Raw genomic sequence first — 15774 nt, forward strand, 5'->3', positions numbered from 1 at the left:
GAGATCTGGCTTACCCCCTTTTAAAGGCGATAATGCGCCATGGCTCTACGCGCAACTATCCACAAAGCCGACATCCACGTCGCAGACTCTGACCGCCACTACTATGGCAGTCATTCCCTCACCATCGCCAAGCACCCCTCTGAGACTGAAGAGCGGATGATGATACGTATCATTGCCTTTGCCCTTCAAGCCCAAGAAGATTTAGCTTTTACTAAAGGTTTGAGCGATACCGATGAGCCTGACCTCTGGATTAAGGATCTCACAGACGCCATCAAGCTTTGGATTGAAGTGGGTCAACCCGATGAGCGACGCATTCTTAAAGCTTGCGGGCGATCTGATCAGGTTATCGTCTATTGCTATGGTGGACATACCAGCAAAATCTGGTGGGATGGTATTGCGAACAAATTAACTCGCGCTCGGAATCTGCAGGTGATCTCTATACCAGCAGAGCAGGCTAAAGAACTCAATAAGTTAGTCGAGCGCAGTATGGTTCTGCATGTCAATATTCAAGATGGAGAGGCATACGTCTCTTCGGATATGGGCCAAGTCACTATCACCCCAGAAATCTGGCGCAATCAGCAACAATGAAGCCGGTAGTTTTAGACACCAATATCTTGCTAGATATTTTTGTTTTTAATGACGAAAGAGCTGCCAATCTCAAACGGGCGATTGTGAATGGGGGCATTTCCGCAATTGCGAGTCAAAAAACTTTACTGGAGTTTGCTGATGTCATCTCGCGCCCTCTCTTTCAGCTAGATAGCGGAGCGCAAGCAAGTATTTTGACTCAATGGCAATCCATCGCACAACTGCATGATGATTCCCATTTAGCTCCAGCGCCCTGGAAATGCCAAGATCCCGACGATCAAATCTTCTTGGATCTAGCCTATCAATTAAGGCCATCGATACTCATTAGTAAAGACAATGCCGTACTCAAGATAGCAGGTCGATCTGCTCAAGAAGATATTCTGATTACCAGCGATTACAACGCCTTTAGCCTTTAGACTTTAGAGCTAAAGCGCAATCCCTTAGCCGCTTCAGCGGCAATCTCAAATGATCTCAAGCGAGCTTGGTGATCGTAGATTTGACCCGTAATAATGATTTCATTGGCACCAGTTTGATCGAGCCAATACTGCATCTCCTTAGTCACCGTCTGCAAAGACCCTACAGCAGAGCAGCGTAAAGCATGAGCGGCAGTAGCCTTTTCATGAGGCTCACAGAAATCATCTAAATCTTCAATTGGTGGAGGTAATTGTTCGCGAGTATTCCGGCGCATACGAATCACGTTTTGCTGCAAAGTAGTAAAAAGATGAGCAGCGTCTTCATCCGTATCGGCGGCCACTACATTCATTACGAATGCGCAATAGGGTTTAGCCAGCTTATCGGATGGTTTAAATAATTCACGATAAGTAGACATTGCATCGAGCAATTGCTCGGGCGCAAAGTGTGAGGCAAAGGCGTAAGGTAGACCGAAATGAGCCGCTAACTGAGCGCCATACAAACTGGAGCCTAATATCCAAATGGGCACTTCAGTATCAGCACCCGGAATAGCTCGGACAACTTGCCCCTCCTGAATCGGTCCAAAGTAATGTTGCAACTCTCGTACGTCCTGGGGAAAGCGATCATCACTTCCGAGTAAATCTCGGCGCAAAGCTCTAGCCGTCATTTGATCGGTACCCGGTGCACGCCCTAAGCCCAATTCAATCCTGCCAGGGTAGATTGACGCCAAGGTACCAAACTGCTCTGCAATGACTAGTGGGGCATGATTTGGCAACATCACACCACCAGACCCAACCCGAATAGTTTTGGTACCCCCAGCAATGTAGCCCACCAAGACTGAGGTAGCCGAGCTGGCATTACCTGTCATATTGTGATGCTCTGCTACCCAATAGCTGGTATAGCCCAAAGCCTCTGCATGCCGGGCAACATCCAAGGAGTTACGCAAGGCATCTCCGGCAGTAAATCCCTGGGGGATTGGAGATATATCTAGAATGGAGTACGGGACAGAATTTGTCATTCGTAGATCATACTGAGAAAGCGGTTTTTTGACATGAGTAAACCTAAAATGGCTGATGCCGATGACGGCATCTTCAAGCCAGGCAGCAAACTAAGGCACATCAAGACAGGCGGCTTTTATAAAGTAGTGCTGCTTGCCAACATCGAAGCCAACCTAGAGCCAGCCTACGTCTATGAATCTCTCCAATCGCATGACTTTTGGATTAGGCCAAAAGCAGAAATGGAAGATGGTCGATTTGAATTGATCGATGCTTAAGCCAAATATAGAGGAACTGAAATGACTGAAGACCGCATCACCAACCTTGAAATTAAACTTAGCTTTACTGAAGATTTAATTGATCAACTCAATCAAACTATCTACAAGCAACAACAACAGATTGAGTTTTTATATCGCGAACTGAAGTCAATTAAAGAGCAGGCCAGCAGCGGTGATGGCGCAGTCAATAGCAGCCCAAAAGATGAAATTCCCCCTCACTATTAAAGCCCTGCTAACATTTAACGTCAATATTGCATCTCATTTATAAAAGGACGCTCATTATGGGTAACTTAGTACCGTTTCTAGTTCAATGGGGCTTAACCTCTCTATCCCTTTGGGTTGCTAGCTATCTTTTTAGTGGCTTACGCTTTGCTGATGGTGGCTCACTGCTCATCGCCGCCCTACTACTTGGCTTTGCCAATGCGGTAGTAAAGCCTTTATTAATTCTCTTCACACTACCGCTAACAGTCCTCACTATGGGACTCTTTCTGTTGGTAGTGAACGCATTGGTACTCATGCTGGTCTCTGCTGTTGTCAGTGGATTTACGATCTCCAGCTTCTGGACCGCATTCTTTGCCAGCATCTTTATTTCTTTATTCAGCCTTTTTATCAGCGGAATATTGTTTTAAGAATTACTTCGCCCCAGGGTAGATATCCGACCAGGGGTGGAGTGCATCGCGGCATGGATGGCTTTTAGAGGTCATTGATCTGGCGTTTTCTGCCAAAATACTTGCACCGCCCGTTAAAAACCCAAGGCCAATTGAAACAGCGCTGTTAACTACACCAGCCTGGTTAATGCCTGTCTTAGGATTTGTGAGTGTGCCGCCCATCTTCACTAGACCCGCTAAATCGAGGCCCGTAGTGAAACCTGATTTTTCTCGCGGATCAATAGTGAAATTGACTGCTTCTGTTTTCAGATTAATTGAGCCAGCCAAGACCACATCTAAGCGATCTGTCTCTACCCCAACTGTATTGGCTATATTGATCTGGCCATTATTAATCGGTAAATAGGCTACTGCACACTCCAATACTGTCTCACTCGTTTTTTTGCGCATCGGATTAATGGAGTCCAAGAGCGTGACTACGAAGTCTCCGGCGTCATTTAAAAAATTTGTGCCCATGCGAGCTTGATCAATGCTCAGCTGGATCTTGCCGTTGGAATTTGACGCCATCTGATGAAGACTATTTCCGGATGCCTTGATGTCAAATGCTAACTTCATACTGCCCCCACTGACTTTCGAGCTGGGATCAACCCTGGCCAATAAATTCTCCAAGGTGAAATCTTTTGTCACCCCTTTGGCTGACAGAATAGGATTTGCCGCATTCATCTGAGCGAGGCTAATCTGTACATTAGCACTTCCCCCGCCCATCTGAAAGGTTAAATTTGGAATCTCAATATTGCTGCCATCCAATTGCAAGGTAGCCTGAAGATTTTCAATTGGCTTACGCTTTGGTATACCCAACTCAGCAATGTTGATTAACACTTTTCCTTTAGCCTGGGGCATCTCCCCAAAAGGAATGGTGTCGTTACTAAATAAATATTTGGACTGTGGTCGTGGAGCTTGACGGGTGACCTGATCGGCTTTCACAGCACCTGAAGTCAGAGGAGGTTGATTGGTAGTAGCACCTAAGCTAGGCCAATCAAATGCCTTTGAATCCAAGGCTAAGGTGAATGTAGGCATCGCCTTGGGAGACTTCAATACTTCACCCTTAATCAGTAGCGACTTGCCATTCATACTGAGGCTGAGGTCTACCGGGAATTGTGTTGATGAAACATCCCACTGCTTCAACAGCCTAGAGACTGAACCTGTTTTTCCGCCAAGATCCAGGCTTTGTCCTTGAGTTTGCATATTAAGAGTAATGGCTGTCTTATCGCCACTCTCCTCCAATGACAAACGTTTAATTTGATAACTTGATATAGAGCCAGAGGCATCTTGATACTGAATCTGAGTATCAACAATGGAAACCTTCTCCATGTAGATTAAGTTGTCGCTAACTGAAGAGTTATCAGCAGTGCTATCGCCAGAAACGGGAGTGGCATTAGCTCCCTCGGTACCCATTTCCCAATTTGCCTTACCAGATGCATTTTTTTGGAGAAGCAGTTCTAATCCAGCCAGCTTGACACTACCAATCTCAATGCGATTACTGAGTAGTGGGAGGATTTTAATATCCAACTCAATACTCTGAAGGGTAAGCATTTCGGGATGGGATGCCCAAGATGCATTGCTTAAGCTCAAGCGCTCTGCTGAAACAGCAATTCTAGGGAAGAAGCTTAGCTTAACTGGCCCAGTAATTTTTAAATCTCGCCCAGTGGCCGCCTTAACCGAAGAAGCGAGTAATTTCGTTATTTGCACTGGGTCAACTGCGGATGATGCGTACCATATCCCCAATCCAAGCAGAATGACTAAGCCGCCAACGGCGCTGATGATGATCTTGATTGATTTACTCATTGTTAACTGATTCTAAATTACACCGCTAGCTGTAGACTAAAATTAGTACTTACATCACTTTTACGCGCGCCCATCATGAATACCACTGCCAACCTTCCAAAATGTCCAGCCTGCCAAGAGGATATGACCTACCCTGACGGCGAAAATTTTGTTTGTGCGCAATGTGGCCATGAATGGCCAATGACAGCAGCTACAGAAGAGGATGAGGGCGCTCTAATCGTAAAAGATGCCAATGGCAACTTACTGACTGACGGCGATACTGTTACCTTAATTAAAGATCTCAAGGTGAAAGGTTCATCTACCACTCTGAAGGTAGGAACAAAGATTAAAGGCATCCGCCTGGTTTCCGGCGATCACGAGGTTGACTGCAAAACAGAGGCGGGCAATATGTTGCTCAAAGCCTGCTTTTTAAAGAAAGCATAAATCTCTATAAAAGACCACCAGAACCGAAACAAGTTCTGATGGTCTGAGTTGCTTAAGTGGTGCTAGCTTTTTTCAAGACCGCGTATAACTGATCCTTCAGCAAAAGCTTCTCCTTTTTCAGGGTCTCAATTTCTTCCGGAGTACTAGGCTCAGTATGTGCCTCCATTCTCTGAATCTTTTGATCCAGATTGTTGTGCTTATCAAATAAATGAGAAAAGTGACGATCTGATGTTTTCAGCTTACTAATTAACTCACGATATTCAGGGAACATAGATTCTCTTTAGGTTGAGGTTATTCATAACTGCACCGTTCCAGTGTAGCAAGTTGGCATTTAAATTCAAGCACCCGCCCCTCCTTTTGATACTTAGAAAACAATTGGGGATCGACCCTTGATATTGCCAGGTAAATCCCCATATAGGTATCAGCAAAAGTCGATAGAACTGAAGTAATATTGACTTGTGCGCTAAGCACATTAACTACCAATAGGAAGGGTAATAGACCATGGCTACAAAGAAGTCTCCAGCAAAAAAGAAAGTAGCTACTAAGGTGGTAAAAAAAGCCCCTGCAAAGAAAGCCGCTAAAAAAGTTGTCGCCAAGAAAGCGGTAACTAAAAAAACGGTTAAAAAGGTAGTGAAAAAACCAGCAAGCAAAAAGCCTGTCGCTAAAAAGACGGCAGCTAAAAAACCAGCGGCTAAGAAGGCGGTTAAAAAGGTAGCGGCGAAGAAGCCTGCGGCCAAAAAACCTGCCCCTAAGAAAGCTACTAAGAAATCACCTAAGGCAGCTGCTCCAAAAAAACTGAAGGTCGATCAGTATGGCCTCGAAGAAGATGATGAGTTTTACGGCTTGTACTTCGCCAAATCAACCAATAAAGGTTTAGTCGAGGTAAAACCTTGCACCTTCTCACTGATGTACTGGTGGAAAGGCCTGCTTGGCTACCCTGACATGATCGAAATCTCCAAAGATAGCAATACAGCGATGTTGCAATTTGAATCCACCTTTGGTGGCGGTGATTCCGGTGAAACCGAGTTGACAGAAAAAGATGTGTTCGATGTCGACCACATTATTGAAGTTGACGAACAAGAGCAGCTAGTTTCCCTCTACTCTTATGTGCCCATCCCTGTGCCAGAAAAGTTGATTGGCGCATTAGGCCTTTCTATTCTGAACATCAATCCTGAAACCCGCTATGGCAGTCTCGAAATCTGCTCAACAGATAATGAAGAAGGTGAGAATGAGCACTTCCTACGCTATCGTGCAGCAACGTATTTGCGTGGCGTGAAATCAGGCAAGGTTGAGGCTATTGAGAGCATGGTCACTAATGGCTCAGAGTTCTTTGGATTAGCTTTAGATGCAATGTGTGTAAACAAGTCGATTAAGAAATGGTTGCTTAGCTAAGCAGTCGTAACTTAATAGGCGGTACACACAAAAATGTAGGTCACAGGAAAGCGGTCGTTCACTGTCTTGCGAGTTTCAACGATATTGGCGCCTCGCTTTCCTAGCTTTTTACACTCCTCCGCTGCGGCTGCCTGAGCCTCATTATCTTTAGCGGATTTTGGGGCATGCACCCCAACCGTTCCATCAGACTGTCGATAGACCCCAAATTCACTGGGCGGCGTTCCACAAGCCAGCATCACAATGGAGACTGCAAGCACTGAAGCGCTCAGGATAATTTTCATAGGGAAGCTCAAATCTTTTCAAGAATGGAACCATTCTAGCGACCTTTGGCGCTTATAAGGCGGGCACATAAAATGCAGATGAGCAGAGACCCTGCTGTTATTGGAATTCGTTTTTAAATACTATTTGATTTGCAGCCGCTCAATTCTGATTTTCAGATGGTTGCTGATGCAACCTGACCACTGCTTTTGAAGATGTTTCTAAGAAGCGTACTGACAGTCTCCACAACTGCGGTAAAACTCTAGTCTGTACGCTCCTTATGCTGAAAGCCGGCTCTCAGCGAAGTTCTAATGTAAACGAAAACCCCCTAAAAGTCAAGGGTTTTCCCTAATATATTTCACTTATAGCCGACTCTATCGAGCAATCTTTGAGCAGCAATCTGGTTCTTGCCGATAGCAGCAACAGAAATGTTTTCAGCCTTAAATGATCCCAACATTTTTAAACCTTCATTCTCAATCTTGACCGACTTCACTACGGGCCACTCATTATTTCCATTGGCAAAATATTCCTGCGCAGAATCACTAGCTAGGTATTCGAGAAACTGAACGGCAGCTTGTGAATGCGGTGCATTCTTAGCCACCCCGCCACCTGCAATATTGATATGTGTGCCACTGGTCTGTTGATTTGGCCAAACAAAGCCAATCTTAGAAACGATGGCCTGATCTTCTGGCTTAGTTGAGCGTAAGAGTCTCACTAAGTAATAGGAGTTTGTTAAAGCCACGCCGCACTCACCGGATGCAACTGCTTTGATTTGATCGGTATCGCCGCCTCTTGGAGGACGTGCCATATTTGCCACCATGCCCTTAGCCCACTCCTCAGTAGCCGCTTCCCCACGACGCTCAATCATGGCGCCGATCAATGACAGCATATAAGGATGGGCGCCTGAGCGCGTGCATACCTTACCTTTATTAATCGGCTCAGCTAATTTCTCATAAGTGTCGACATCATGTGGGTTCACCTTGGCTTTGTTGTAAACCACCAGACGAGCCCTTGTCGAAAAACCAAACCAGGTTGAACCCTCTGGCTCAGGCTTGGATCGCAAATTTGCTGGAATGCGACTCTCCAAATACTTTGAATGGATAGGTTTAAAGAAGCCGTCGATTTGAGCGCGCCACAATCGAGCTGCATCCACCATCAAGATGACATCAGCTGGACTATTAGCGCCCTCACTTTTGAGCCTCTCAGCCAAAGCATTGTCATCGGCTTCAATACGATTGATCTTGATGCCTGTCTTTTTAGTGAAGTCACCGTAAAGGGCTTCATCAGTTTGGTAGTGACGAGCTGAATAGAGATTCAACTCTTTAGTCTCTTGAGCATGCGATGGCAATGCCATGAAGCCACTCATCACCAATGTAGTGGTGACTAAGAATTTACGTATTGATTGACTTGTCATTGCTGTATTTGCGTTCAGTATTGGATTAAATCCAATGTATCACAAATACGAATGATTATCAATTAAGATTTAGAAATGACCCTAGAAAGCACTAAAACAGGGAAAAGACCCACTAAAACAATCGTTAGGGATGGCAGGGCCAGCTCAGCTAAGCGCTCATCAGCAGCCAACTGATAAGTGGCAACAGCCAAAGTATCAAAGTTAAATGGGCGCAATAAGAGTGTTGCTGGTAGCTCCTTCATCACATCCACAAAGACAAAGAGACCTGCGGTGATGAGACTTCGCTTTAGCAGGGGCACGTGGACTCGCTTCAGAATCTGAACCTTCGAAAGTCCCAGCAGTGCCGCTGAAGCATCCATAGATGGGGTGATGCGTGCCAGCCCCGCTTCGACACTTTGCAAGCTAGAGGAAAGAAAGCGCACTAAATATGCGTAGACCAACACCAGCATGCTGGCGGACATCCACCAAGCAAGGTGAAAGATTTCTAAAAAGGAAAGGATGCCAATAGCCAAGACCGCGCCCGGTAATGCGTAACCAAAACCTAGCAATCGGTTCACCCAACTTAAGCGTGGATTTAATCTCACCGAGTAAGCAAAAAATACTGCGAGCGTCACGGAAATTACCGCAGTCAACATCGAAACCGATAAAGAATTACCCAGCCAATCGAGATATCGAATGTCTATCGTAAGGCCTTGCTTGAAGAGTAATTGCAGGAGAGCAAATGCTGGAATTAAAAATCCGCACAACAGTGTGGCGCCGCAAAATGCAAAAGCAAAAAAGGCTTTATTACCCTTTAGAGTCTTGGCTAATGGCTTGCCACGTGATGAAGAGGCATAACGCAATTTTGATCGGCTGCTTTGCTCAATAAAGAAGATCAGTAAAACAAAGCTTAAAAGGCCTAAGGCAAGCTGCACGGCCGCCACGCGGTCGCCAAAAGAAAGCCAGGCCTTAAAGATGCCGGTTGCAAAAGTCTGCACACCAAAGTAAGACACTGCGCCAAAATCTGCCAAGACTTCCATGAGTGCCAAAGCCATACCAGCAAAAATAGCCGGTCTTGCCATTGGCAATACCAATTTCATAAATCCTTGAAGTGGGCTGTAGCCTAGAGTTTCTGAAACTTCAATCAATCGGCCACTACGCTCTAAAAAAGCAGTGCGTGTAATGAGATAAACATAGGGAAAGAGACAGAAGGAGAAAGACCAAATAGCGCCACTCAAAGAACGTGGGTCTGGAAAGAACCATAGTGAATCCATGCCCAGTACTGCGCGAATTGTGCTCTGTATCGGGCCTGAGAATTGCAGGAGATCTACAAATAAATAGGCCATGACATAAGTAGGTACTGCCAAGGGCAGAATTAAAGCCCACTCAAATATTTTCTTGCCGGGAAAATCATAGCTAGCAATGATCCAAGCATTACCCACACCTAAAATGAATACACCCATCCCAACACCAAGAATCAGTACCAATGTCGAGGCAATGTAGCCACCCAACACAAAGTTCCATAAATGACTGAGGGTACCGCTAGCCAATAGCTCATTTCCGGGAAATAGGAATGGCGCTGCCAAGCCGAACAGGGGCAAAAATAACAACAGGGCAAGTGGCACCACAATACGATTCATTAAATCCACAATCCGTTTAGACTCTAGCTATGTATTAAACCACTAGCATTAATGAGAAAATTATAGGGATGAACTCCGCCCACACACTGCTTTCTATCAAACAGCTGGAAATTGACTACCCCAGTAGGGACGGTCAAGGACGTGTAACAGCCGTTAAAGACCTCAATCTGGATCTCGATCAAGGTGAGATCGGCTGCCTATTAGGCTCCTCAGGCTGCGGAAAATCTACGGTTCTCAGAGCTATTTGTGGATTTGAGCCTGTAAAAGCAGGTGACATTTTGCTGCGAGATCAGGTCGTGAGCTCCGCCTCTATCCACATCCCACCAAACCAAAGAAAAGTGGGCATGGTCTTTCAGGACTTCGCCCTCTTCCCTCACCTGAATGTTCTTCAGAATATTGCCTTTGGTCTGCAACACCTTCCAGCTCAACACAGGTCCACTGTGGCGATGGAGTGGCTCAAAAGGGTATCCCTCTCAGATAAAGCTGATGCCTATCCTCACGAGCTCAGTGGCGGCCAACAGCAACGCGTGGCACTAGCAAGAGCAATGGCTCCGGAGCCTGACTTAATTTTGCTAGATGAACCCTTCTCTAGTTTGGATATTGAACTCAGGGAACGCCTTGCAGGCGAGACCCGAGAAATCCTCAAAGCAAACAACATTACCGCCCTACTGGTAACCCATGATCAATACGAGGCCTTTGCAATTGCCGATAAGATTGGTGTGATGTCTGAGGGCAAAGTAGTTCAATGGGATATTCCTTACGAGCTCTATCACAAGCCGATTAATCGCTATGTCGCCGACTTTATTGGTCGCGGAGTATTTGTTAAGGGCATCGTACAAGCCAATAACAAGGTAAAGATTGAGTTGGGTGAGCTTGATCTAGAAGAAGATCGCAGTAAGGAGCTTGGAAAAGAAATTGATGTTCTCTTACGTGCTGACGATATTCAGCATGATGACCACAGCACCTTGCTAGCCGAGGTAGTGCGCAAGACCTTTAGAGGCGCCGACTTTCTATACACACTCAAACTCTCATCCGGTACTGAAATATATGCCTTTGTACCGAGCCACCACGATCATGCGATTGGCGAAAAGATTGGCATCCACTTAGTAGCTGATCACGTGGTGACCTTTAGCAACTAAGTACTATTAACTCATTAATAGTACGTCAGCGCTGTAGCCTTGCCTTTGAATATTCGATAAGAAAATAGGGTGTAGCCCAAGATGGTTGGTAACACCACAATTGCACCCCAAAAAATGACCCATAAAGACTCTGTTGCAGCGGCGGCTTGCCACAAGGTCATTTCTCCAATAATGACATACGGAAAAATACTGTAGGCGATACCAAAAAACGATAACCAAAATATAGCAACGACACTAGCAAATGGTAACCACTCTTTATCCGTCTTCCCCTCTTCCAATGCGCCAATAAATTGGCGGCTAAGGATAAAGAGTAGTCCAGTAGCAATAGGTATTGGAGATAGCCAGATAATTTGAGGCCAGGCAAACCACTTGTGCATGATTTCAGGACTGAAATACGGGGTCGCAATAGATACTAAAGCGACACCAAATCCAGTTAGCCATAAGCTCATCTTTGCCCATCGAAATGCTTTTTTCTGGAGATCCCCCTCAGTTTTTAATATGAGCCAGGTAGAGCCAAGAAGTACATAGCCAGCGGGTAGACACAAACCCACTAATAGTGAGAAGAACCACCCTAGCACTCCAGAATCAAATCCTACGATCAAGCGGCCAATCATGATTCCCTGAGATATGGAAGCAACCAGGCTGCCGATGTAAAACAGCAAGTTCCATAATGGCTTTTGCTCGATATTTACTTTAACCCTAAAGTCAAAAGATACTCCCCTCAAAATCAGTCCAAGCAACATGACGGCAACTGGCAAATATAACTCGGTCAAAATCGCACCATGCGCCAGGGGGAAGGCAACCAATAATAGGCCAACGCCTAAGACAATCCATGTTTCATTGGCATCCCAAAAAGGACCAATGGAAGCAATCATCATATCTTTCTCTGCATCAGTGCCTCGGTTGAGAAGCATTCCAATACCCAAGTCATAGCCATCCAACACAACATAAGAGAGCATGGCAATGCCCATCGCAACAAAGAAAAATAAAGGTAGCCAGACTGCGGCTTGAGTAATGTCCATGGTGTTCATAGATTAAGCGCCAAAGGGGCTAAAAGAGGAGTCTGATTTCTTAGGAGTTAATTGAGCTTGAGCATCATGACTATCTGCTTGGCGAGCCAAATAAAACACGACCCAAACATAGGCGAACAGCAGCCCCACATAAAGAGTTAGATAAGCAAACAGCGTTGAAAAGACCATGCTCGAGGGCAAAGTAGTCACTGCTTGAGCAGTGGTCAGCACACCCGTGACAAGGTAGGGTTGTCTCCCTATCTCAGTGACATACCAACCTGCTAGCACAGCTACCCAACCAGAGAAGGTCATTAATACCAGTACTTTTGCCATCAATCTAGGTAATTGTCGATCTTGCCGCAACTGCCAACGTGCTAGCCATGAAAATATCAGCATCAATACACCGACGCCAACCATCACCCGAAATGCAAAGAACACCGGGGCGACTGGTGGAATCTTATCCCCAAATTGATTCAATCCTTTTACCTCACCATCCCAGCTATGTGTGAGATATAAAGATGCCAACTTCGGAATGCTGATCTCGTAATCATTGCTACGAGTTTGTTGATTGGGTATTCCAAAAATGACAGCCGGAATACCGGTACCACCCTCCCATATACCCTCCATGGCTGCAAGCTTGGCAGGTTGATGCTGAAGGGTATTCAGACCGTGTGCATCACCTAACATGATCTGAATAGGAATTAAAACTGTAGCCACAGTAAGCGAGATCTTCATCACTAAAAAATTGGCTGGTGAGCGACTATTACGTAAATAGCGATAAGCAGAAATACCCGCCAAAAAGAATGAGACAGTCAAAAATGATGCCAGCAACATATGCCCTAAACGGTAAGGCATGGATGGATTAAAAATGATTGCCATCCAATCAACTGCATGCGCCCTGCCATCAATCATGATGAAACCTTGCGGGGTTTGCATCCAAGAATTTAAAACAATGATCCAAAACGCAGAAAGACTAGTTCCAAAAGCCACTAAAAAAGTTGCAATGGTATGCATTAAGGGAGACACACGCTTGGCACCAAACAACATGACACCCAAGAAGGTGGCCTCAAGAAAAAATGCTGTGAGCACTTCATAGGCTAACAATGGTCCTGCAATATTGCCAACGGTCTCCATATAGCCAGGCCAGTTCGTACCAAACTGAAAGCTCATCGTGATACCGCTCACCACACCCAAGGCAAAGGTCAAGGCAAAAATCTTGACCCAAAACTGATAGGCCTCACGCCAATAATCCAAACCAGTCCGAATATGCTGAATCTTAAAAAAGAAGAGAAACCACCCCAGAGCAATCGAAATGGTTGGGAAGAGAATGTGGAAAGAAATATTCGCACCAAACTGAATACGACTAAATAAAAGTGAATCGAGCACGGCTGCTCCTAATAATTGAATTTTCTACACTCAATTGTGGCACCAATTGAACAATGGCGCTTACCCCCTGCGGCTTAAACACCCTACAATATGATGATGTTGATACAAATTGCCAACCTCATTCTTCAGGTACTCGTTAGCATTGTTGCGGGAGCCTGCCTTTTACGCTGCTATTTACAGTGGCTTGCCTTCAATTTAGGCGCAGGACAAAGTAAGTCCATTGGCGCTTATATCCTGCCTTTAAGTAATTGGATTGTTCTTCCGTTAAGGCGCTTTATCCCCAGCATTGGTCGCTTTGATCTAGCGAGTTGCGTTGCAGCCTATCTTTTAATTTTCTGCAAGATTGCGATCCTGCTATTTATCTCTGGCGCAACCTCAATTGATATCTCTTGGTTAGCACTTGCATTGATTGATCTACTTGACCTTACCTTATCGGGTCTAGTTGGCCTAGTCTTTGCCAGCATCATTCTTTCTTGGATTGGTGCAGGAACTCAAATCCAGTTCTTAGTGTCGCTATTAGTTGACCCCCTGCTTACTCCAATTCGGAAAGCAATACCCAACTTTGGCGCCTTAGATTTATCCCCACTCGCGCTACTGCTCATCCTGCAAGTGCTACAAATCATTCTGGGGAACTTAAAGCTTTAGTCATATTTAGCTAATTGCAGCAATATTTATAAAATAGACATTCTTTTGAGGCCTTAAAAATTATTCAAAAATTTAGCCTACAGCCCTTTGCCCCAAGAGCACTTATTCTTTTTGCGCTGATGATATTGGCGGCGCTGACCGAGGGAATTGGGGTGATGCTATTAGTGCCAATTATTGCCACTATTTCTGGTAACTTTTCTGATACCGGCCCCCTGAAAACTATTTGGATCTTTTTATCAAACATAGGTCTACCTAATTCAACTGGCGCTCTAATTGTCGTTTTTCTATTTCTAGTCATACTCCGCAGCCTAATTCAACTCTACCGCGACAGACTCAGCACAACACTGCGCCATGAGATAGTGGATGACTTGCGAATGACCGCATTTGCCGCCCTTTTAAATGTCGAATGGCGATGGCTAATTATGAGTCGCAACTCAGATCAGGCTAATTTATTATTAACCGATGTAAGTCGCATTGGGGTTGGAATGCAAAACGGTATTGGTATGTTGGTGTCTATTGTCACAACACTAACTTACCTCATCGCTGCATTTTTAATATCATGGAAAATGGCATTAATCTCAGCTATAAGCGGGGGCTTGGTTTTTGCATTGATTAACCAAAAAAGCTTAGCAACCAAGCTCATGGGGCAATCACTAGGGAAGGCCAACCGCACACTACACGCCGCGATACAGGATGCGCTTAATGGAATTAAGCTTACCAAGATATTGGGTAATGCGAACCGACACCTAAGTCGACTGGACATTGCAATGAGCGATGCCCGTCAACAACAAATTTTATTTTCATACAGTACTGCACTTACAAGAACGCTCTTTCAAATTGGGGGCGCCACACTGCTAGCCTCATACCTGTATTTTGGCCTAACTTTTTTTGAGATACCCGTCCCAGAGTTAATTACGCTTATATTTATTTTCGCCAGAATTACCCCGCTAATGATGGCAACACAACAGCAATATCATCACTGCCTGCATGCTCTTCCAGCCTTCAGGGAAACTCAGAGTCTTCTTAATGAATGTAATCTAGCGGCTGAACCGAAAATTAGCAGCATAAAGACTATACAAATAAATAAGGGCATATCCCTTAACAACATCTCAATTAGCTACCCAGGAAGGAGTTTGCCATCCTTAGATAATATTTCAATGTCCTTCCCCGCCAAAACTACTACGGCCATCATTGGCCACTCCGGCGCTGGAAAGAGTACATTGGCAGATGTAATCATGGGCTTGCTAACTCCCGATGTCGGGGATATACGTATCGACGGTGAGATCATCAAAGAAGAGGTCTTGAGTAATTGGCGCCATTCAGTAGCTTACGTCCCACAAGAGGTCTTCCTATTTCATGACAGCATTCGAAATAACTTACTTTGGGGAAATCAGCAAGCAAGTAATGATGAATTAAACAATGCACTTCAACTTGCAGCGGCAGGCTTTGTAAATCAATTGCCTCAAGGTATAGACACTATTGTGGGAGATGAAGGAATACGGCTATCAGGCGGGGAGCGTCAAAGAATTGCCCTAGCCCGCGCTCTCCTACGAAATCCTAGCCTGCTGATTCTAGATGAAGCAACCAGCGCTCTAGACCTAGAAAATGAGGCACGTATCCGAGATGCCATAGAAAGTTTGCATGGTGATTTAACTGTAATCATTATTGGGCATCGCCTAATGACTTTAGAGCATGCGGATCAAGTTATCAAACTATCTAATGGAAAAATCGAACAATTTGGCTCTTGGGAGCAAATCAAAAAATAGTCC

18 protein-coding genes are annotated in these 15774 nt (G+C 45.1%); 10 read left to right on the top strand and 8 right to left on the bottom strand.

The window, feature by feature from the left end; genetic code table 11:
- The first annotated feature begins 39 nt into the window (after positions 1-39).
- Positions 40-588 (top strand): YaeQ family protein, encoded by a 549-nt coding sequence (locus ICN16_RS06585; RefSeq protein ID WP_216135880.1) that lies wholly within the window; start codon positions 40-42, stop codon positions 586-588.
- A complete protein-coding gene (locus ICN16_RS06590; RefSeq protein ID WP_216135882.1) occupies positions 585-1001 on the top strand; it encodes a putative toxin-antitoxin system toxin component, PIN family in 417 nt (138 codons plus the stop codon). The genes ICN16_RS06585 and ICN16_RS06590 overlap by 4 nt, the downstream gene beginning before the upstream one ends.
- Here the strand turns inward: ICN16_RS06590 and ICN16_RS06595 are convergent.
- Entirely contained in the window at positions 998-2014 is a 1017-nt protein-coding gene (locus ICN16_RS06595) for an LLM class flavin-dependent oxidoreductase (protein ID WP_216135884.1), read from the bottom strand. The genes ICN16_RS06590 and ICN16_RS06595 overlap by 4 nt on opposite strands.
- Positions 2015-2047: 33 nt before the next feature.
- Here ICN16_RS06595 and ICN16_RS06600 point away from each other — a divergent pair, with 33 nt between their 5' ends.
- Genes ICN16_RS06600 through ICN16_RS06610 form a run of 3 tightly spaced genes read left to right on the top strand, consistent with a single transcriptional unit; the run spans position 2048 to position 2898 of the window.
- Positions 2048-2269, top strand: coding sequence for a hypothetical protein (locus tag ICN16_RS06600; protein WP_216135886.1), 222 nt, complete (start codon positions 2048-2050; stop codon positions 2267-2269).
- Between the two features lie 21 nt (positions 2270-2290).
- A complete protein-coding gene (locus tag ICN16_RS06605; RefSeq protein ID WP_216135887.1) occupies positions 2291-2494 on the top strand; it encodes a SlyX family protein in 204 nt (67 codons plus the stop codon).
- Positions 2495-2547: 53 nt separating this feature from the next.
- On the top strand, positions 2548-2898 hold the full coding sequence (locus ICN16_RS06610) for a phage holin family protein (protein WP_216136838.1): 351 nt from the start codon (positions 2548-2550) through the stop codon (positions 2896-2898).
- A gap of 3 nt (positions 2899-2901) precedes the next feature.
- Here ICN16_RS06610 and ICN16_RS06615 read toward each other — a convergent pair whose 3' ends face one another.
- Positions 2902-4719 carry an AsmA family protein gene (locus tag ICN16_RS06615; RefSeq protein ID WP_216135888.1) on the bottom strand — a complete coding sequence of 606 codons (1818 nt, stop codon included), beginning with the start codon at positions 4717-4719 and terminating at the stop codon, positions 2902-2904.
- A 75-nt stretch (positions 4720-4794) separates the two neighbouring features.
- Between ICN16_RS06615 and ICN16_RS06620 the strand changes: the two genes are divergently transcribed.
- Entirely contained in the window at positions 4795-5142 is a 348-nt protein-coding gene (locus ICN16_RS06620; RefSeq protein ID WP_216135889.1) for a zinc ribbon domain-containing protein YjdM, read from the top strand.
- Between the two features lie 52 nt (positions 5143-5194).
- On the opposite strand, the gene ICN16_RS06625 is transcribed toward ICN16_RS06620, so the two are convergent.
- Positions 5195-5413, bottom strand: a complete 219-nt coding sequence (locus ICN16_RS06625) for a YdcH family protein (protein ID WP_216135890.1) — start codon at positions 5411-5413, stop codon at positions 5195-5197.
- A 230-nt stretch (positions 5414-5643) separates the two neighbouring features.
- On the opposite strand from ICN16_RS06625, the gene ICN16_RS06630 reads away from it, so the two are divergent.
- Positions 5644-6534, top strand: coding sequence for a hypothetical protein (locus ICN16_RS06630; protein ID WP_216135891.1), 891 nt, complete (start codon positions 5644-5646; stop codon positions 6532-6534).
- Positions 6535-6545: 11 nt separating this feature from the next.
- Here ICN16_RS06630 and ICN16_RS06635 read toward each other — a convergent pair whose 3' ends face one another.
- From ICN16_RS06635 to ICN16_RS06645, 3 genes are all read right to left on the bottom strand, one after another.
- Entirely contained in the window at positions 6546-6815 is a 270-nt protein-coding gene (locus ICN16_RS06635; RefSeq protein ID WP_216135892.1) for a hypothetical protein, read from the bottom strand.
- Between the two features lie 335 nt (positions 6816-7150).
- The gene (locus ICN16_RS06640) at positions 7151-8158 is read right to left on the bottom strand and encodes an extracellular solute-binding protein (RefSeq protein WP_255533721.1); all 1008 of its coding nucleotides are present in this window, start codon (positions 8156-8158) and stop codon (positions 7151-7153) included.
- 110 nt (positions 8159-8268) lie between these two features.
- The gene (locus ICN16_RS06645) at positions 8269-9825 is read right to left on the bottom strand and encodes an iron ABC transporter permease (RefSeq protein WP_216135895.1); all 1557 of its coding nucleotides are present in this window, start codon (positions 9823-9825) and stop codon (positions 8269-8271) included.
- 68 nt (positions 9826-9893) lie between these two features.
- Here ICN16_RS06645 and ICN16_RS06650 point away from each other — a divergent pair, with 68 nt between their 5' ends.
- A complete protein-coding gene (locus ICN16_RS06650) occupies positions 9894-10964 on the top strand; it encodes an ABC transporter ATP-binding protein (RefSeq protein ID WP_216135897.1) in 1071 nt (356 codons plus the stop codon).
- A 14-nt stretch (positions 10965-10978) separates the two neighbouring features.
- On the opposite strand, the gene ICN16_RS06655 is transcribed toward ICN16_RS06650, so the two are convergent.
- Positions 10979-11995 carry a cytochrome d ubiquinol oxidase subunit II gene (locus ICN16_RS06655; protein ID WP_216135899.1) on the bottom strand — a complete coding sequence of 339 codons (1017 nt, stop codon included), beginning with the start codon at positions 11993-11995 and terminating at the stop codon, positions 10979-10981.
- Between the two features lie 3 nt (positions 11996-11998).
- Complete coding sequence (locus tag ICN16_RS06660) at positions 11999-13360, bottom strand: cytochrome ubiquinol oxidase subunit I (RefSeq protein ID WP_370625617.1); 1362 nt, start codon at positions 13358-13360, stop codon at positions 11999-12001.
- A 90-nt stretch (positions 13361-13450) separates the two neighbouring features.
- Between ICN16_RS06660 and ICN16_RS06665 the strand changes: the two genes are divergently transcribed.
- Both ICN16_RS06665 and ICN16_RS06670 read left to right on the top strand, forming a co-directional pair.
- Positions 13451-14005, top strand: a complete 555-nt coding sequence (locus tag ICN16_RS06665) for a YggT family protein (RefSeq protein ID WP_216135901.1) — start codon at positions 13451-13453, stop codon at positions 14003-14005.
- A gap of 116 nt (positions 14006-14121) precedes the next feature.
- A complete protein-coding gene (locus ICN16_RS06670) occupies positions 14122-15771 on the top strand; it encodes an ABC transporter ATP-binding protein (RefSeq protein ID WP_370625631.1) in 1650 nt (549 codons plus the stop codon).
- The last annotated feature ends 3 nt before the right edge of the window (positions 15772-15774 follow it).

It is taken from the genome of Polynucleobacter sp. es-MAR-4, assembly GCF_018882055.1.
In the GTDB taxonomy this organism is placed as follows: Bacteria; Pseudomonadota; Gammaproteobacteria; order Burkholderiales; family Burkholderiaceae; genus Polynucleobacter.